This window comes from Bacillus sp. bc15 (assembly GCF_900142585.1).
Taxonomy (GTDB): domain Bacteria; phylum Bacillota; class Bacilli; order Bacillales; family Bacillaceae_G; genus Bacillus_A; species Bacillus_A cereus.
The window spans coordinates 565430-584800 of sequence record NZ_FRBJ01000001.1 but is presented as its reverse complement, the minus strand read 5'-3'; the positions used below and the strand labels follow the sequence as shown (position 1 = coordinate 584800).

Sequence of the window (19371 nt, the reverse complement as noted above, 5' to 3'; positions counted from 1 at the left end):
TGAAACTACATATTTAACTATTGAAAAGAGTATTGAATTAAATTTCAATACTCTTTTTGTGCAATTTAATTATATTGGATTAATGTAGTGTCTTATTGATTATTCATTTCATAACCATTGACAAAATACGTTATTGTTTCTAACTCATCTTCATTTAATTCTCTATCTAGTTCTTGTTTATACGCTGCCTTTATCTTCTCTTCATCACCTTTATGAGCTTCTGTATAAGTTCCTACTGTTTTTAACATACGAATCTCTTGTAAAAACTCCTCTCGATTTATCGCTTCCCCATGAGAGAGAATATATGTCTTAGCATCAAATTTCTCTAATTCATCTATCAATTTAAACGTTCTTTTCGTCGTATAGTTCCACTTCGAAGAAAAAATATCTGCATATATACAGTCTCCTAAAAATAATATCTTTTCTTCTTTCACGTAAATAACAACTGAATCATGTGCATGATCTCCGCCCACATGTTTTAACACGCATGTCACCTCACCAAGATCTAATTCCATTTGATCCTGGAACGTTAAGGCCGGAGGAATAATGTTAATATTTCTCGCTTTTTCTTCAAACTCTTTCTTGATGCAATCCGCACAAAATTCAATTTCAGTACCCTCTTTTACGCGTGCATCCAAAGCTTCATCTGTCCATTCATAAGAAACAAGTGTACGCATCTCTTTTTTCGTTTCAGAATGTGCAATAGACAATGCATCTTGTAGTACAGGCAATCCAAAAATATGATCCCAATGCCAATGGGTTAGTGCTACGAAATCTGGATTCGATACATTTTGTTCTTTTAACATTTCTAAAAATAATTGTGCATGTTCTTCTGAATTCCCTGCATCGATCATTAACGTTTTTTCTTTTCCAACAACCATTCCTAATATAGGTCTATCTGTTTCAGAAACAGGTGTCATATACCAAAATGAGTTTCCTATTTTTTTAATTTGTTGCATAACCAATTCCCCTTTTCATTTCCTCACTTAAGTTTAATATATAGATTATAACGAATCACTACTTTTTTCTCTATACTCAAACACAATTACTTGGACTAATCTAACTTTTCTTTTCGTAAGCTAAAAATAAGGGAATAGAATCGGAGTGTGATACTATGGAACGTTTATGGATCCCAATGATTGTAACATTTTTTTCGTTCGGTGGATTACTATTAGGCGGTGCTGTTGGAGTAGCAACACGCCAACTCATTGAAGAAAAGATGCATCGTTTATACGCATTATGTGGCGGTATTTTGTTTGGGTTATTGTCACTTGAAATTATTCCTGAAACATTTTCAAGCTATGAAATGATTGGACCTATACTTGGTATAGCTATCGGTATTTTAGTTATGGGCTTATTAGATAACTATTGTCACCATCCAATGATACATAAAAAAGATCAACAAGCATGGCAAACCTTTCTTTTTCTCTCTTTCGCTATATTTATTCATAATATACCGAGTGGATTTGCGTTAGGTACAGCTTTTATAAATCATAATGACTCTGCCATTCCCTTTTTAATAGCAATCGTCGTTCACCATATTCCAGAAGGATTAGCTTTAATTATTCCATTTCTTTTTACAAAACATAAATATATTTCCTTTTTATTAACGACTTTATTACTTTCTCTTATTCTCGGTACTGGCACAGTTTTTGGCATTTTGATGGAAGGAAAAGCTCTTCACCTGCAAGGCCTCATTATGGGAAGTGCTATTGGTTCACTTGGATATGTCACAATTCATGAAATGCTTTGGAAAGCTAAGAAACAGCTCTCTTTCCTTACATTTCTAATGTGGGCAACTAGTGGTTTTTTACTAATAACAGTGTTCACTTTATTCGCTGGTCATCATTAAAGTTGCTAAAGTGAAACTTTTGTTCCTCCCACACTGATTCTTGGATTACAAATAACCAGATAAATTTTCTTATTTGTATATTTTCCCTTTTTATCCAAAACATAATGTTATCTACCTATTATAAGGAGGAACAATTATGTTTGGGAAAACAGCCGGTGAAGCATTAGTTGATTTATTAATTGACTGGGGAGTAGAACACATATACGGTATGCCTGGAGATTCCATCAATTCTATCATTGAAGCTTTAAGAAAAAAACAAGATCAAATTAAATTCATTCAAGTTCGCCATGAAGAAGCTGGTGCATTAGCAGCGGCTGCCTATGCAAAATTAACAGGAAAACTTGGCGTTTGTATGGCAATTGCAGGGCCTGGTGCTATTCATTTATTAAATGGTTTATATGATGCGAAACTCGATAAAGCCCCTGTTCTAGCAATTTCAGGTCAAGTAGAAACCGATTTACTTGGAACGGACTTTTTCCAAGAAGTAAATTTAGAAAGAATGTTTGATGATGTTGCGGTTTATAACCAGCGTATTATGTCAGCAGAGCAACTACCTGCCGTAGTGAATCAAGCAATTCGAATGGCTTATACGAAAAAAGGTGTATCCGTTCTTACTATTCCAGATGATGTCCCAAAATTCGAAGTGAAAAATGGTGCCCGTGTTACAAATACTTCTTTTACTTTGTCTGAGTTGTTTCCACAAAAAGAAGATTTAGATGCAGCGAAACTCGCAATAAATGAAGCGAAAAAGCCTGTGATTTTAGCTGGAAAAGGAACAAAACATGCGAGAGAATCTTTACTTGCATTGGCAGAACATATTGGTGCTCCAATCGTACTTACATTACCAGCTAAAGGAATTATTCCTGATGAACACCCTCTTTGTATTGGTGGATTAGGATTAATTGGAACGAAACCTTCTTATGAAGCAATGAAGCATGCAGATACTTTAATTATGGTCGGTACTTCTTATCCGTTCACCGGCTTCTTACCTGAAAAAGCAAAAACAATTCATATCGATACAGATCCTGCCCAAATCGGGAAACGTTATGCGACAGATATTGGTTTAGCTGGTGATGCTGATAAAACATTACGATGGTTAATTGAAAATGTTGAAGAACACACAGACCATTCCTTCTTAGAACATCACCAAGAAATGATGAAAAAGTGGGAAGAAAAATTACACGATCAAGAAGAAGACTCTTCCATTCCAATTAAACCACAACGCGTTATGCATGCTCTGCAGCAAGTAGCACATGATGACGCAATTCTATCAGTCGATGTCGGAAATGTAACAGTATGGACCGCAAGACACTTCCGTATGACAAACCAGCAATTTGTCATTTCTAGCTGGCTCGCAACACTTGGCTGCGGTTTACCTGGTGCACTTGCTGGAAAAATTGCTTTCCCGGATAAACAAGTATTTGCAGTTTGTGGTGATGGTGGATTTGGAATGACGATGAATGACTTCGTAACAGCTGTAAAATATAAATTACCAATCGTTGTCGTCGTATTAAACAATAATAAAATTGCGATGATTAAATTTGAACAAGAAGTTATGGGTAATATCGAATTCGAAACAGACTTAACGAACCCAGATTTCGCAAAATATGCAGAGGCGTGTGGAGGTATTGGATACCGTGTTGAGAATTTAGATGAGCTACTTCCCGCTTTCGAAAATGCAGTAAAACAAAATAAACCGTGTATTATTGATGTAGTTGTAGATGCTAACGAAGCACCAATGCCAGCAAAAATCACATTTGGTCAAGCCGCTGGTTATACGAAGCATATGATAAAAGAATTATTTGAAGAAGGTAAGATTGATTTACCTCCACTTTAAACGAAAAAAGATAGCTGAAAACAATTTGTCTTCAGCTATCTTTTTTATTTTTGTATCTCTTTATAAAAAGAAAAGTCATTCATAGTTGGTTGTACTTGTTTCTCTACTTGCAATTCTTTACTCTCCTTCTCTGTCCTTCTCACATTTCCTAGCTTAATCGCATCTTGCATGCTATTACTAATTAGGTTTCCAGCTAAGATTGTCATACTATAAAAAGCAATCGGTATAAGTACAATCCATGTATGAGTAGTTAAGTGCCGGAAGTTTTGACCAATTAATCCTGTCCATTCTTTTGTTACACTATCTGGATCCATTCCACTGAAGGTTATTGTTCCACCAAAAAATAATTGCAACAAACCAAGGTGTAAAAGAAGTAATAAAGTACTCACAAATTGTTGTGCTACTAATAAAAGAAATGATGGTAACATATGAGGCCATATATGGCGCTTCAACCTCTGCCATTTACTCCCGCCAAGCACAGTGGCTGCCAACATAAATTCTTCTTTCTTAATACGTTTAACTTCTTGCGCTACATACAACATAACTGTTGGTACAGCAAGACATGTAAGAACTATAATTTGAAATGTCACCCGCAAATACAACGGCACAACTTCCGCTCCACTATCAAACGTTAAAACTTCATTTAACATAAAATAAGAAATCATAACCATTGGTACAATACTAAAAGGATCAAAAAAGGATGAGATAACCGGAAAAGATCGCTTACCATACATACCAAGAAGTAAACCAATCCCTCCTCCAACTATAACTCGTAAAGTTGCTATAATTATACTCGCTCCAACTGTCCATTTCGCGCCTTCTATTATTAATTGGACAAGGTCACGGCCTTTGGTATCACTTCCGAACCAAAATTTACTTGATGGCGAAAATGGAGCAGCCTCTAGTTCTCCTTTTTCATTATACATCATCGTAAGTTCACGAATATTCCCATCGAAAAATAACGTATATCCAATACTAATAATCATTAGTACACTCAGAAAAGTAACACCTATCCAAAATCTCACATCTCTTTTTACAACTTGCCACATGTTACACACGCTCCCTTATAACATTTTGTAAAAGCGTATGTAATATACGAAATAGTATAAAAAGCGGAACGTATAATATAACTAGACTCACTGTAAATATTTCTAATTTAGAATTTTCTTTTACAAATACAAACATTCCATATGTATTAAAAATCCATTCGATAATATATAAATTGGATAGCATAAATAAAATATTTGTTTTCGCATAGTAAATTGTCGTCAATAAAACATTCCTTGAAACATGATGTGTTAAAATATGCTGCAAACTTAGTCCTTTACTCTTCGCAAATATACTATAATCTTTCTCCATTTCTTCTTTAAAACGTAATAACAATAGTTTAATAAATAATAACGTTGTTGGTATTGTAAGACATATAATCGGTAACAATCGTACTCTCTCTTCTCCTAATCCAGCAAGTTTTATTGGCATAAAACCTGTTTTTTGAAAAACAATTACGACAAGAAGTTGTGATAATAAAATAAGTAATATATCCGGTATACTCTCTAGCGTAAGAAAAACTCCATTCCACATTTTTTGCTTCATATGAGAACGCTGCAATACCCAAACAACAAGTACATACGCTATAAGCAAAGATAGTAAAAAAGCTGATAGAAATACAATCATAGTTTCACTATAATGAATCCATATTTGTGGAAATAATTTCCTCGAGTCTCGAAATCCAAATGTAATTTCCCATGGTCGGAGTAACTTTCCTCCAATAAACACAATCGTGTTCCAAAAACCGATTAAATCAATTTGCAATCCCTTAAATAATCGAGGGAGCGCACCTAAACAGATTATACATAGAATTGCAGCTAATAATTGTAAACAAGTAATCCAACACCACTTAGCAGTTCGCATGAACATAACTATTACCCCTTACCATTCGATAGAATATCTAGAAACAAAAAGAGCTAAATATGTCACATCTCTTTAGCTACAACATGTACTCGCTTTTGCCCACTAGGTAAAATAGCTTGGTATAAACACGTAACAAAAAATAATAAACCAAATAAAATAATATACAAAGTATCCGCCTCAATCCATTTTGGGAATAACATAGCTATCGCTCCAAGAGATAACAATTGAAACCCTGTCGTTAATGGACTTAGCAAACTTTGAACACGCCCCATAAACGATTCTTCTACGATCTCATACATCCATCCTGATATTGCAACATTAATAAACGGTAAAAAGAATGTCGCTAAAGCGATACATACATAAAAAGTCCATACGTAATTTACAAAGTAACACATACCAAAGAAGACTCCTGAGCCTGCCATACCAAAAACTATAATAGATTTTGGCGCATATTTCTTACCTATACTCGTTGCTACTATGCTTCCAATTAGTAATGAAATCCCTCCAACTACACCGCCCACCATTGCTAAACTTTCATACGTTTCTGGAGCTAGTTTGTATTTTAATATGTAAGTAGTGGATACACTTAAAACACCATTTAATAATCCAAATACGATAAATCCTAAAAGTAATTTTTTTAAAGTTTCATTTTGGTATATATACCTAATCCCTTCTTTAAACTCTGTTATTAACATCTTCAAATTAACTTCTTTCCATTTTGTTCTACCATTTGGTAAACGAACTTTTTCTGGAATGGAGATTGTTTGAATCAAAATACCACTCATAATAAAAGTGAGCGTATTTACTAAAATGCTCCCGTAAATTCCAAAAGTCCAGTACACCATCGTTGCAATTCCTACACCAAACAAAGCATACAAACTATTTACCATTTGATTAATACCCGCTGCTGCACCGTATTGGTCTGATTCAACTACTCCCTGTATCATCGATTGTTCTGCTGGAGAGAAAAATTGTATACACGCATTTTCCAAAAATAAAAATATAAAGACAAGTATAATCATCCCGTAATAAAGCGAAATTAGGATTCCAATATTACAGAGCGAGCAACATATGTTACTTACTGTACATATACGTTGTCTATCAAATCGATCCACTACTGTCCCTACCAATAGAAAAAAGATTAATGCAGGTAATGCAATCATAATTTGTGTCATCGTTGCGTAAACTGGTTGTTTTCCGTATTGATCTAGCAAATAAAACATTAAAGAAATTCCAGCAATCATAGAACCGAGTCGCTCTAAAATATTTGCTAGAAAAAAACGTGCATACACTTTGTTGCGAAATAACTGTAGCATTTCTTTCATACTTCGTATCCTTTCTCTCGACAAAATAGTATTGTTTTAGTCATTTCTTGGAAGTTACATTATATTTTTCGACCATTATCCAATCTTTTCCTTCTTTATAAAAAACATAAAAAAAGAGCCCTTATTCTCAACACAAGGACTCTTTTCATAAACTATTTAGCTACCTCTTCTTTCGGCATTACCATACCTTTATAAAGTTGAACAGTTATCCAGTAATAAATGAAATAAATGACTAAGAAAATCCCTATTGGCACCCACACTTTCACAAACGGGTCAACTAATATAAAGCTAAATAAGTTAAGCCCTACTAAAACGTGAGAAATGCCAATGATCGCTGGGAAGATAAATAAATATGAAATTTCTTTATATATACTTTTCGTTAACATACTGCGTCTCACACCAATTTTTCGTAACATTTCATAACGGCGTACGTCGCGAGAAGCACCTGTTAATATTTTGAACATAAGGGAACTTGCCATCATTGCTAAAAAGGCAATTCCGAGGAAAAATCCCATAAACATTGTTCCGCTCATGAAGCTGTTCATAAACTGATAAATTGTCATTTTCGTAAATAAGTCTACCTTTTCACCTGTTGCTTTTTCAATTTGTGCTTTTTGTCTCTTGTCTATTTCGATCAATAACGGTTTATATTTTTTCATATCATCTACTTTTGCTAATATTACAGTGTGTTCTGTTCCTTGAATTCCTTTATAATGCTCTTCGTCTGCAATTCTTACTGGTTTTCCGCTAAATTGATTATGCGTAATTTGTATCTCTCTTACAACTGCGTCTTCCCAATCCTTTGGCATTTGAGGGAATTTTGCTAATTCAGGAGCCTCTAAAGCTGAATATACAGGTTCAGTTAAAGGCTCAGTCACACGTTTACGAACAGGCTCTTTTAACGTTTTTGTATCAAAATGGTCTGAAACAAGTGGTGGTTTCGCAGTTAAGTCGTTACGTAAATAATAAACCGCTTCTCCATCTGCTTTATAGTTGTACTTGCTTTCTTCAACAATTTCCATTTCTTTTAAGGCAGCTTTGTCTTGATCATTCGGATCATGAATTACAACATCATATACACGAGAAAAGTCTGTCATAATACCTACATTTTTTTGGAAAGCCATACCTGCCGTCATCGCACCTGCGCCTAATGCAATTAACATTGCTACAGTACCTAATACTCTCGATAAACTATTTACTCGAAAGCGTAGCTGTGCATATGTAAAACTATTTAGACCAGTTTCATTTCGTTTTTTATTCCCCTTAATTTTCATCACAAAAAATGGGAGTAATGAACTAAAGATAAAATATGTTCCAAGTGTTGTAACGATGGTTGCTATAATAAAACCTAATTCAGCATATATTTTTACATTGATCATAAAATAGTACCCTGTACTTACTAGTAATACACCAAGTACTGTCATTATAATAATGCGAGTTTTACTTTTCTTTACTTCATCTAGTGTTTCATCTTCACGAATTAACTCTAGTTCAGTTTTACGTAACAATCGGACACTGTTCATTAAGCCAGTAATGAAAAATAGTATTAAGAAGAAAATAGCTGTAACTAAAATTGCTGGTGTGTATACAGATGCATAACTACCTTTTGCTGAAATTTCCATTCCATTCATTAAAAAGTTTCCTGCTACACTTGCAAGTAACATCCCTACTAAAATACCGATAATAATACTGACAATACCCATACCGAATGTTTCAATAAATAATAACTGTGCTACTTTTTTCTTTTTTGCACCAAGCATCATGTACATACCGAGTTCTTTTCTTCTTAACGTGAGTAAGAAAGAGTTGGCATATATAATATAAAATACAGTAATGAAAGATAATAGTATTGCACCTACCCAAAAGACGAGTCTAATACTACTAATTAGGCTATTATCTTTCGTAAATTCACTATTCATCGCCATTGTTTGGAACATGTAGAAAATACTAATACTAATAACGAGGCCAATAAGTAAAACCATATAATCTTTTAACATCTTTTTCATACTATGACGTGATAATTTAAATAACATAGTTTCGCCCCCCTACTTAGACTCAGCAGCTGAGCCCATATGAGCGAGCACACCTAAAATGTCTTGATAGAAATTCTCTCGAGTGCCTTGACGATTTAATTCTTTATAAAGAAGACCATCTTGAATAAATAAAATACGCTCACAATAACTTGCACTAAATGCATCGTGTGTAACCATCAAAATACTTACATTATGATTTTCATGTAAATCTTGCATCGCTTCTAATAAACTTTTTGCATTTTTACTATCAAGCGCTCCTGTCGGTTCATCTGCTAATACAATTGCTGGATTATGTACTAAAGCTCTTGCCGCCGCTGTTCTTTGCTTTTGTCCCCCAGAAACAGCCGTCGGATATTTTGTTAAAATTTCAGTGATGCCTAATTTCTTCGCAACGTCATTTACCTTTCCAGTAATCTCACTTGATGGTACGCCTTGCAAAGAAAGTGGTAAAGCGATATTTTCATAAATTGATAAATTTTCTAGTAAGTTAAAATCTTGAAAGATAAAACCTAATTTTTGAGATCGAAAATCTGATAATGCATTACCTTTCATAGAAGTAATATTTGTACCAGCTATCGTCACACTACCACCTGTCGCCTGGTCAAGTGTACTTATCACATTAAGTAATGTCGTTTTTCCAGATCCAGAAGGCCCCATGATCCCGACAAATTCTCCTTCTTTAATACTTAACGATACGCCTCTTAATGCTTTTGACTGATTCTCATTTCTTTTCCCATACGTTTTTTCTACACTTTCTACAGTAACTACATTTGTTGACATCTCTTTCACTCCATCCCTTTTGTATAAAATCAATTTCTCACATATTTCTTATTATTTTGTCATGTAAATTCTTAAGAATTTTTTAATTATTCATCCAATAAGAGTTACACCCTTAACATGAACCTATTTCCTACTTCATATTCTCATTTTTCTACAACTCGTTCCCTCGATTTTGCTTACATTTACCTTACATTTTTGTAAGATAAAAAAGAAAACACACTAATTTCTAATAGTGTGTTTTCTTTACAATCAATATTTTCTATTCTTTATTTCTTCTTCAATACTTGCCACAAATACATCTAGCGCAACAACTTCTGACTTCTCTTCTCCATATTTACGTACATTTACAGCTCCGTTTTCCATTTCCTTATCCCCAATAACAAGAATATACGGTACTTTTTGCATTTGTGCTTCTCTTATTTTATATCCTAATTTTTCATCTCGTGCATCCTCTTCAACACGAACTCCAGCTTGTGCTAATTTATGTGCAATCTCATTGGCATATTGTTCATGTACTGCATTTGAAACTGGAATTACTTTCACTTGAACTGGTGCCACCCATGCCGGGAACGCCCCTCCAAAGTGCTCAATTAATATTGCTAAGAAGCGATCTAATGACCCTAAAACTGCCCTGTGAATAACAACTGGTCTTTTCTTTTCATTATTTTCATCTATATAATTTAAATCAAATTTCTCTGGCATTTGGAAATCAAGCTGGATTGTTCCGCACTGGTGACTTCTATTTAAAGCATCTTTAATATGAAAATCAATTTTCGGCCCGTAAAATGCACCGTCACCTTCATTTAGTCTATATTTATAATTTAGCGATTGTAATACATTTTCTAATGCTGCTTCTGCTTGCTCCCATAATTTATCGTCACCCATTGAATCTTCTGGACGAGTAGAAAGCTCTACTTCATATTCGAATCCAAAAGTTTTATATACGTAATCAATTTGCGCCATTACGGATTTGATTTCATTTTCAATTTGTTTTGGAGTTACAAATAAATGTGCATCATCTTGGCAGAAAGTACGTACTCTTAATAATCCGTTTAACGCACCACTAAATTCATGGCGATGTACTTGACCGAATTCACACATACGAATCGGTAATTCACGATAAGAATGCAATTTATTTTTAAACATAAGCATGTGCCCTGGGCAGTTCATCGGTTTTAATGCAAAACTTTTATTATCTACTTCAGAGAAATACATATTATCTTTATAATGTCCCCAGTGCCCTGATCTCTCCCATACTTCTTGGTTCATCATGAACGGAGTGCGTACTTCTTGATAATTGTACTCTTTTTGAATTCCTCTTAAAAATGCTTCCAATTCGTTACGAATCATTTGTCCTTTCGGTAAATAAAACGGCATTCCCGGAGCCTCTTCAGAAAACATAAATAACTCAAGCTCATTGCCTAACTTACGATGATTTCTTTTTGCTGCTTCTTCAACGAAATGTAAATACTCTTCTAATTCTTTTTGAGAAGAGAATGCAACACCATATATGCGCTGAAGCACTTGGTTATTACTATCACCTCGCCAATATGCACCGGAAACGTGAGTTAATTGAAATGCTTTCAAATAACCTGTTGATGGTAAATGTGGCCCTCTACATAAATCTACAAATTCACCTTGTTTATATAGTGTTACACTTTCCCCACTAGGAATTGCTTCTAAAAGTTCTAATTTCAAGCGATCGTTCATTTCTTGAAACAGTTTTGCTGCTTCTTCTCGAGAAACCTCAACTCGTTCTATCTTTATATTTTCATTTATAATCTTTTTCATTTCTTTTTCGATTTTTCGTAAATCTTCTATGTTTACACTACTTGGAAGATCCATATCATAATAAAATCCATTTTCAATAACAGGCCCTACCCCAAGATTTATATCACCATACATTCTTTTTACAGCTTGGGCTAAAATATGTGCCGCAGAGTGTCTTGCAATTTCTACACCTTCATTTGAATCTATAGTAATGATTTCTACTTCCGCATTTTCTTCAATATTTCGGCGTAAATCATATAATCCATCATTTACTTTCCCCGCGACTGCTTTCTTTTTCAAACTACTACTAATAGATCCCGCAATTTCTTCTAAAGTAATTCCTTTTCCAAATTCTTTCACGCTACCATCTGGAAATTTAATTTCAATCATTTGTTCTTTCATTTTTCATCTCTCCATTTCATAATAAAAAGCACACTCATCCCTAAAATAGGGACGAGCGTGCTTATACCCGTGGTTCCACCCAGATTCCCATCACAAAATGCAATGGCTTCTTTTACGGTAACGTCGTTTATACGGCACTAGATACTTAATTTCCCCAGTGCAGCTCTAAGGTGGTAAGTTATTTTTCTGCGTTAGGAAGTTCTCAGCTTTCCTTCCTTCTCTGTATAACCGGGTAAAATAACTCGTGTCCTTTTCTTCGCTTATTATGAAATTGAATGCAAAAAAGCATATTCATCCCTAAATATAGGGACGAATATGCTTATATCCGTGGTTCCACCCAGATTCCCATCACAAAAAACATAATGGCTTCTTTTGCGATAACGTCGCATACACGGCACTAGATACTTAATTTCCCTAGTGCAGCTCTAAGGTGGTAAGTTATTTTTCTGCGTTAGGAAGTTCTCAGCTCTCCTTCCTTCTCTGTATAACCGGGTAAAATAACTCGTGTCCTTTTCTTTGCTTTTTGTAAAACATCCATTTATTGTTATTTAATATATCTTATTCATTTTATTTTTGCAAGTGTTTAAAAAAATTATTTATTTAATTAAAAAAGTGAAACCAAATTTTTTTGGTTTCACTTCACAATTTTACCAATCTTGTGGTTCGTAATTTAAGTCTGCAAATAGACGTCTTTTCTCTTTCTTCGTTAAATCTCTCCACTGCCCAACTGGTAAATTATTCAATTCGATATTCATAATTCTCGTACGTTTTAACGTGTATACTTGATAACCTAAAGCTTCACACATACGGCGAATTTGACGATTTAGCCCTTGTGTTAAAATAATTTGGAACTCATATTTTGATAACTGTGTAACCTCACAAGGAAGCGTTTTTGTTCCTAAAATTTTAACACCCGCTGCCATTTTCTCTAAGAAATCAGGTGTAATTGGCTTATCTACTGAAACGATATATTCTTTCTCATGTTTGTTTTCAGCACGTAAAATTTCATTAACAATATCACCATCATTCGTTAATAAAATTAAACCGTCTGAGTCTTTATCAAGACGTCCAATGTGACTAATTCGTAAAGGATGGTTCACTAAATCGATAATATTACCTTTTACAGCTTTTTCACTCGTACATGTAATACCTACTGGTTTATTTAAAGCGATATATACGTGATCTCGAGCAATTCGAAGCTGCTCTCCATTTACTCGTACATCATCACCTGGGTTCACTTGGTCACCAATTTTTGCAACCTTACCGTTAATAATTACTCTTCTCTCATTAATTAGTTTATCCGCTCCACGTCGAGACGCTTTTCCAGCTTCACTAATAAATTTATTGATACGCAAATTAGGCACATCCTTTTCTAAAAAAATTTCAAGCTCACACTGCTTCTACCGTACAATACAAAAGGGTAAGCCTCCTATTATAACTTAAATATATTAACATGAAAGGGTATATAACGTCTTCTATTAATTAGTTGTTTATAAGAAAATATCGTTATTATACAATCATTTATGCACTTTTTCATCGTTTAATATACAAGCCATTCTTCCTTACATACAGCTTGTTTTCCTTGTATCTTTTCTATATCTTCATGAATATTAGCTAATTTATATAAATCTGGGAAAATCTCTTCCACATAATGTTGGTGCGCTATTTCATCTTTCCAATACGTTAACACTATGTAACGATTTTCATTTTTTAAAGACTTCCCAACTACTCCACCTAGCATTCCTTTTGCTTTTTCCATTCCTTTATTCCAAATTGTTTCTTGCTTATGTAAAAAATACTTTTCCTTTTCCAACTTTACATCACATATAGCAACTCTTACGAATGCCCCCTCTATTACAACGTCTTTCAAATGCATATCAGTTATATCATACAACGTTTGAAATAATTCAATTTCACATGAAAGAAACGTATCCTCTTGATTACTATTTAAATAAATTGTATCGTGAGCTCCATTCATAAATGATTGATATACACTTCTATCTTCCCATAAAGTAAATACACATGCCTCATCTTCATTCCATCCACCAAATTGTCCATGAAAACCCTCTAGGTGTTGTATATCACGCCATTTTTCTTGCGCACTGGAAAACAATTCTTTTTTCTCTTCTTCCACCTTACAGTAGATTGTTTTTAGTAACATTTTTAATTCCCCCTTATGATTCGATCCATTTCCCACTCGCCATACTTTCTATTTTTCCATATACACAAACGTTAATTTATTTTGTTATCAACTCCATTACTTATTCAAAGTTTGATGCCCTCCGTAAATGTTGTAAGTTGATTATTGGAATACTTACCGTGTAAAAATACATCTAAAATATAAAAATTAAAATCTCTTGCTTTCTTACCCTGTTTATAGTTTACATAACATTATTATGTATTACCGATTATCTATATCATTCAATAAAACATATTATTTTATACTATACGCATAATAATTTTAATTCAAACAATTCAGAATTAAAATCCAAAAAGATAGAAAGTAAACAATCTTACATTATCATCTACTCCCTATCTCTTTTATCATCAATTATTTTTCAAACAAATAATACGTAATTTCTCCTGGATAATGTAATACAGTTACCTTCCGCTCCCCCTTTTTAAAACTAACAGTATGCCCGTTTTCCCCTAAGTTCTCCCATCCACTCGCCTTTGTAATTGGCATTACACTTATATATTGATAATCCTCTTCCTTATCATCGTTAATATGAATTGCTGACATTGGTACTGGAAAACCTTTAATTTTAGATTCTTTATTCATAAATATGAATGCAATTACACCAACTAATAACATAGCCATTGAAATACTTGAAACTAGTTTTCTTCTATTCATTTTCACTAAAAACCCTCTTTTCTCACATATAACTTTCATCATTTTACTAACTTTAATTATTTATGTATAGAAAAGATATAATTTAAATCATTTCCAACCTATTTTCTCTACTCCAAACAACATTATTGTTATATATTATAATTATAAGTTTTTAAATTTTGGAGGCGTTACATATTGCAGAAATTACTTTTTACTAAATGGACAGTTATTATTTCTATTTTCATCATTTTCGGTACAATTTTCTACGTTACTAATGTTAAAAATAACAACGAAAAAGCACCTGTAGAAACAGCGGATACAAAAACTTTCAAAACGAAATTACAACCTAAAATTAATGAATTGACTACTAATTATAATGAAATCATTGAAAAAGATTGGTTGCCTGCCTGGGAAGAGATTAACACGAATGGAGATTCAGTAGATCGAAATAAACTATTAGTTACAATGAATGCCGTTTCCAAGCAGTATGAAACAATTATGAACGAAATAGACACACTTAAAATTGAAGAAAACATCACAGATATAGATATACAAAAACAACTAATTCAATTCACAACTCAGTTTAAATCCGCATCAAATTTCATGAAAAATGCAGCAAATTTGATTATAGACGGAACAAATAACTCTATTCCAACCAATGAAACTATTGAAAAAACAAAACAAGCTTTAGGACTTGCGGATCAACATATTGTCATCGCTTTATCTACTTTAAATGAAGTTGAAGATAAATTAGGACTTACAAAAAAATAAAACTATTTACTATTTTAAAATAAAAAATGATTGCAATTCACAATTTGTATGTCTATAATATTTTTATTGATTTACAATCAATGTGTTTATAAATTTTATAATTCGGATGAACCATTCAGGAGAAGGTCTATTGATCTACCGACGGGGCAAAAAGTTGTTATACCAACTTTGAAACTCTCAGGTCTTGGTTACAAGTAGAACTGCATGGGGACGAATCTCTGGAGAGACTCCCTCTCGCTTTTATAGAGCGCGGAGGAAAACGAGCACCGAAGGAGCAAATCCGCTACTTTAGCGGATAATCTCTCAGGTAAAAGGACAGAGACAAGCGAAAGAAAAAGCCGATTGTATCGGTTTATTTTTCTATCCCTTGTTTCTCCAGAGACCATTTCATTTACTTGAAGTGGTTTTTATTTTTTCTAAAAAAGGAGAATAAAGATGGAGACAGTAAGTAAAGTATTAGAACAACTAAATCAATACGTGTGGGGATTACCAACTTTGTTGCTACTCGTTGGAACTGGTGTCATTCTCACAATGCGTTTGAAAGGTTTACAGTTTAGTAAACTATTATACGCTCACAAACTAGCGTTTAAAAAATCAGAAGATACTTCTTCTTCTGGAGATATTAGTCACTTCCAAGCACTCATGACAGCTATGGCCGCAACGATTGGTATGGGAAATATAGCCGGTGTTGCAACAGCTGTCACTATAGGTGGACCTGGTGCAATATTTTGGATGTGGATTACCGCATTGTTCGGTATGGCAACAAAGTATGCTGAAGCAATACTTGCAGTGAAATACCGTGTTAGTAATGAAAATGGTGAATATTCAGGTGGGCCAATGTATTATTTAGAACGTGGTTTGGGTAAGAAATGGCTAGCAGTATTATTCGCTATATTCGGTACAACTGCTTCTTTCGGTATTGGTAATATGGTGCAATCTAATTCAGTTGCAGAGGCAATGCGAATTAATTTCTCTTTCCCTCCTGCTTTAACTGGTATACTAATGGCATTTTTAATCGCAATTGTTATTTTAGGCGGTGTAAAAAAAATCGGGAAAGTGACGGGATATGTCGTTCCTATTAAAGCTTTCTTTTATATAATTGCTGGTCTTATAATTATTTTCTATCACTACGACCAAATTCCTGAAGCATTTTCACTTATTTTTTCTGGTGCATTTAATGGTACAGCAGCTGCTGGTGGTTTTATTGGGTCAACAGTTGCATCAGCTATTCAAATTGGAATGGCGCGTGGTGTATTTGCGAACGAAGCTGGTTTAGGGAGTGCACCAATTGCTGCTGCGGCTGCAAAAACTGATTCACCTGCAAAACAAGCTTTAGTTTCAATGACTGGTACTTTTCTAGATACGTTTATTGTATGTACAATTACAGGACTAGTATTAATTACTACAGGTGCTTGGAAATCTGGTAAAACTGGCGTTGAAGCTACAACACTTGCATTCCAATCTGTATTTGGTACTGCTGGTAGTATGATTCTCGGTATCGCAATTATTTTATTTGCCTACTCTACTATTTTAGGCTGGTCGTATTATGGAGAAAAATGTGTAGCTTATTTATTCGGAGAAAGTGCTGTTAAATATTATAAAGCAATCTTTATCGTCATGATTGCAATTGGTGCTAATTTAAAGCTAGGAATCGTATGGACATTTGCTGATATTGCAAATGGACTTATGGCCATTCCAAACTTAATTGGTCTAATTGGATTAAGTAGTATTGTTGTTGCTGAAACGAATCGCTTTTTACAAGCAGAGAAATTGAAAGAAAATAATAAAAAACAGGCAAGTTAATCTATGAAAAAAGGAATGACTCATACATGATGAGCATTCCTTTTTTCATCCCCTCTTTTACTTAATTACTATCATTAAAAATATATTTATATCAATGTTTACTCCTTTTTATTCCTCCAAAAGTTTTTCACATAAATGTCATAAATCGTATGGTCTAACTATATAGTTGAAAAGGAATGCGACATTAAAGTGTCGCTGAAAAACTCATCCAAGAAAAGGGAGGAAAAATCTTTTGAAAAACAAAATCATTGTTTTCCTATCTGTTTTATCATTTATTATTGGTGGTTTCTTCTTTAACACAAATACTTCAAGCGCTGAAACATCATCTACTGATTACGTTCCTAACCAATTAATCGTTAAGTTCAAGCAAAATGCATCTTTAAGTAATGTGCAATCTTTTCATAAATCTGTCGGAGCTAATGTCTTATCTAAAGATGATAAGTTAGGTTTTGAAGTCGTACAATTTTCAAAGGGTACTGTAAAAGAAAAAATAAAGAGTTATAAAAATAATCCAGATGTAGAATATGCAGAACCGAATTATTACGTTCACGCCTTTTGGACTCCAAACGACCCATATTTTAAAAATCAATATGGATTACAAAAGATTCAAGCTCCACAAGCTTGGGATAGCCAACGAAGTGATCCTGGTGTAAAAGTAGCTATTATTGATACAGGAGTTCAAGGTTCACATCCTGATTTGGCTTCGAAAGTAATTTACGGGCATGATTATGTTGATAACGACAATACATCTGATGATGGTAATGGTCATGGTACACATTGCGCTGGAATTACTGGAGCACTTACGAATAACAGTGTCGGAATTGCTGGTGTTGCCCCACAAACTTCAATTTATGCTGTCCGCGTATTAGATAATCAAGGAAGTGGTACTCTTGATGCTGTAGCGCAAGGTATTCGAGAAGCTGCTGATTCGGGTGCAAAAGTAATTAGTTTAAGTTTAGGAGCTCCAAATGGTGGTACTGCATTACAACAAGCCGTTCAATATGCATGGAATAAAGGCTCTGTTATAGTTGCAGCTGCTGGAAATGCTGGAAATACAAAAGCTAATTACCCTGCTTATTACAGCGAAGTAATTGCAGTTGGTTCTACAGATCAATCAGATAGAAAATCTTCATTTTCTACTTATGGTAGCTGGGTAGATGTTGCAGCACCAGGTTCAAATATATATTCAACATATAAAGGAAGCACGTATCAATCATTAAGTGGTACATCTATGGCAACACCTCATGTTGCAGGAGTCGCTGCTCTTTTAGCAAATCAAGGATATAGTAATACACAAATTCGCCAAATTATTGAGTCAACTTCTGATAAAATTAGTGGTACAGGTACGTACTGGAAAAACGGTAGAGTCAATGCATATAAGGCTGTACAATACGCTAAGCAATTACAAGAAAATAAAGCTTCTTAAGAAAACTTTAATCAGTCGATCTACCATGAATGCGGAATAAAATAGAAGGAGAGACTTCTATAATTAAAGCCTCTCCTTCTTACAAACTATATTACTCTCCCTGCTTTTTAACCATATGTAAATACAGTACAAAATCCATCATTGTCGACGAATGACCAAGTTGACGGATCATCGCTGTTATATTTCCTCTATGATATGTACCATGATTTACGACATGTTGCACTAATTCTAAAATCGAAGTTTCTAATTTCCCTACATATGGATTCTCAATAACAAATACAGCATTCACATCTTGTATTGTAATTAAAAAATCTTTATATTGATTTGCCATGTTTTCAAACATTTTTTCTAATTCATGTAACGATTTAGTTTCAATTTGTTTTCGTAAATCTTCTCGGTCTTGTATTGCTTCATTCATACTTTTACCATGCAATATATGTAACCACACTTGATCTGTAATATAAATATGCACAAAAGTATCCTTAATGGATGGAAATACACTCTGTATCTGCTCCTTAAAAATGGTCTCATAGTTTGGTAACTCTTTTAATCGATTGAATAATCTTGTATTAGCCCAAGCATGATAATCACACTGTTTTAATATATAATCTTTCAATTTATATTACCT

General features: G+C 33.8%; 16 protein-coding genes, 1 riboswitch and 1 other annotated feature. Of the genes, 5 read left to right on the top strand and 11 right to left on the bottom strand.

The genetic code is table 11. The features are described 5' to 3' along the window. Positions 1–92: 92 nt before the first annotated feature. A complete protein-coding gene (locus tag BUA87_RS02985) occupies positions 93–959 on the bottom strand; it encodes an MBL fold metallo-hydrolase (RefSeq protein ID WP_001184092.1) in 867 nt (288 codons plus the stop codon). A gap of 155 nt (positions 960–1114) precedes the next feature. Between BUA87_RS02985 and BUA87_RS02980 the strand changes: the two genes are divergently transcribed. Beyond that, the gene (locus BUA87_RS02980) at positions 1115–1852 is read left to right on the top strand and encodes a ZIP family metal transporter (protein WP_000440615.1); all 738 of its coding nucleotides are present in this window, start codon (positions 1115–1117) and stop codon (positions 1850–1852) included. 136 nt (positions 1853–1988) lie between these two features. After that, on the top strand, positions 1989–3689 hold the full coding sequence (locus tag BUA87_RS02975) for a pyruvate oxidase (protein ID WP_000467251.1): 1701 nt from the start codon (positions 1989–1991) through the stop codon (positions 3687–3689). A 44-nt stretch (positions 3690–3733) separates the two neighbouring features. On the opposite strand, the gene BUA87_RS02970 is transcribed toward BUA87_RS02975, so the two are convergent. The 9 genes from BUA87_RS02970 to BUA87_RS02930 form a co-directional block, all read right to left on the bottom strand. Then, positions 3734–4738 (bottom strand): ABC transporter permease subunit, encoded by a 1005-nt coding sequence (locus BUA87_RS02970; protein ID WP_016512866.1) that lies wholly within the window; start codon positions 4736–4738, stop codon positions 3734–3736. A gap of 1 nt (position 4739) precedes the next feature. Then, positions 4740–5606 (bottom strand): ABC transporter permease subunit, encoded by an 867-nt coding sequence (locus BUA87_RS02965; RefSeq protein WP_000481000.1) that lies wholly within the window; start codon positions 5604–5606, stop codon positions 4740–4742. A 56-nt stretch (positions 5607–5662) separates the two neighbouring features. Then, positions 5663–6934 carry an MFS transporter gene (locus BUA87_RS02960; RefSeq protein ID WP_254904529.1) on the bottom strand — a complete coding sequence of 424 codons (1272 nt, stop codon included), beginning with the start codon at positions 6932–6934 and terminating at the stop codon, positions 5663–5665. A 143-nt stretch (positions 6935–7077) separates the two neighbouring features. Then, positions 7078–8958, bottom strand: coding sequence for an FtsX-like permease family protein (locus BUA87_RS02955; protein ID WP_072938362.1), 1881 nt, complete (start codon positions 8956–8958; stop codon positions 7078–7080). Positions 8959–8970: 12 nt separating this feature from the next. Then, positions 8971–9738: an ABC transporter ATP-binding protein gene (locus BUA87_RS02950; protein ID WP_000106426.1), complete on the bottom strand. Its 768-nt coding sequence runs from the start codon at positions 9736–9738 to the stop codon at positions 8971–8973. A 249-nt stretch (positions 9739–9987) separates the two neighbouring features. Further along, on the bottom strand, positions 9988–11910 hold the full coding sequence (gene thrS / locus BUA87_RS02945; protein ID WP_000663044.1) for a threonine--tRNA ligase: 1923 nt from the start codon (positions 11908–11910) through the stop codon (positions 9988–9990). Positions 11911–12212: 302 nt separating this feature from the next. After that, positions 12213–12436, bottom strand: a binding site (T-box leader). A 121-nt stretch (positions 12437–12557) separates the two neighbouring features. Beyond that, positions 12558–13265 carry a 23S rRNA pseudouridine(2604) synthase RluF gene (gene rluF, locus BUA87_RS02940; protein ID WP_001222162.1) on the bottom strand — a complete coding sequence of 236 codons (708 nt, stop codon included), beginning with the start codon at positions 13263–13265 and terminating at the stop codon, positions 12558–12560. A gap of 185 nt (positions 13266–13450) precedes the next feature. After that, complete coding sequence (locus BUA87_RS02935; protein WP_000925176.1) at positions 13451–14071, bottom strand: YdbC family protein; 621 nt, start codon at positions 14069–14071, stop codon at positions 13451–13453. A gap of 390 nt (positions 14072–14461) precedes the next feature. Continuing rightward, positions 14462–14806, bottom strand: a complete 345-nt coding sequence (locus BUA87_RS02930) for a hypothetical protein (protein WP_003278183.1) — start codon at positions 14804–14806, stop codon at positions 14462–14464. 132 nt (positions 14807–14938) lie between these two features. Between BUA87_RS02930 and BUA87_RS02925 the strand changes: the two genes are divergently transcribed. The 3 genes from BUA87_RS02925 (at position 14939) to BUA87_RS02915 (ending at position 18743) form a co-directional block, all read left to right on the top strand. Further along, entirely contained in the window at positions 14939–15514 is a 576-nt protein-coding gene (locus BUA87_RS02925) for a hypothetical protein (protein WP_001170865.1), read from the top strand. Between the two features lie 208 nt (positions 15515–15722). Continuing rightward, a riboswitch (glycine riboswitch) is annotated at positions 15723–15843 on the top strand. 106 nt (positions 15844–15949) lie between these two features. After that, on the top strand, positions 15950–17317 hold the full coding sequence (locus BUA87_RS02920; protein ID WP_016512868.1) for an alanine/glycine:cation symporter family protein: 1368 nt from the start codon (positions 15950–15952) through the stop codon (positions 17315–17317). A gap of 232 nt (positions 17318–17549) precedes the next feature. Continuing rightward, entirely contained in the window at positions 17550–18743 is a 1194-nt protein-coding gene (locus BUA87_RS02915; protein WP_000790932.1) for a S8 family peptidase, read from the top strand. 91 nt (positions 18744–18834) lie between these two features. On the opposite strand, the gene BUA87_RS02910 is transcribed toward BUA87_RS02915, so the two are convergent. Further along, positions 18835–19359, bottom strand: a complete 525-nt coding sequence (locus BUA87_RS02910; RefSeq protein ID WP_000656263.1) for a DinB family protein — start codon at positions 19357–19359, stop codon at positions 18835–18837. Positions 19360–19371: the final 12 nt, after the last annotated feature.

Bases quoted from the DNA above. Each gene is read 5' to 3' on its own strand.
- thrS (WP_000663044.1), bottom strand. From the start codon at position 11,910: ATGAAAGAACAAATGATTGAAATTAAATTTCCAGATGGTAGCGTGAAA.
- BUA87_RS02965 (WP_000481000.1), bottom strand. From the start codon at position 5,606: ATGTTCATGCGAACTGCTAAGTGGTGTTGGATTACTTGTTTACAATTA.
- BUA87_RS02955 (WP_072938362.1), bottom strand. From the start codon at position 8,958: ATGTTATTTAAATTATCACGTCATAGTATGAAAAAGATGTTAAAAGAT.
- BUA87_RS02985 (WP_001184092.1), bottom strand. From the start codon at position 959: ATGCAACAAATTAAAAAAATAGGAAACTCATTTTGGTATATGACACCT.
- BUA87_RS02975 (WP_000467251.1), top strand. From the start codon at position 1,989: ATGTTTGGGAAAACAGCCGGTGAAGCATTAGTTGATTTATTAATTGAC.
- BUA87_RS02950 (WP_000106426.1), bottom strand. From the start codon at position 9,738: ATGTCAACAAATGTAGTTACTGTAGAAAGTGTAGAAAAAACGTATGGG.
- BUA87_RS02935 (WP_000925176.1), bottom strand. From the start codon at position 14,071: ATGTTACTAAAAACAATCTACTGTAAGGTGGAAGAAGAGAAAAAAGAA.
- BUA87_RS02970 (WP_016512866.1), bottom strand. From the start codon at position 4,738: ATGTGGCAAGTTGTAAAAAGAGATGTGAGATTTTGGATAGGTGTTACT.
- BUA87_RS02930 (WP_003278183.1), bottom strand. From the start codon at position 14,806: ATGATGAAAGTTATATGTGAGAAAAGAGGGTTTTTAGTGAAAATGAAT.
- BUA87_RS02980 (WP_000440615.1), top strand. From the start codon at position 1,115: ATGGAACGTTTATGGATCCCAATGATTGTAACATTTTTTTCGTTCGGT.
- BUA87_RS02920 (WP_016512868.1), top strand. From the start codon at position 15,950: ATGGAGACAGTAAGTAAAGTATTAGAACAACTAAATCAATACGTGTGG.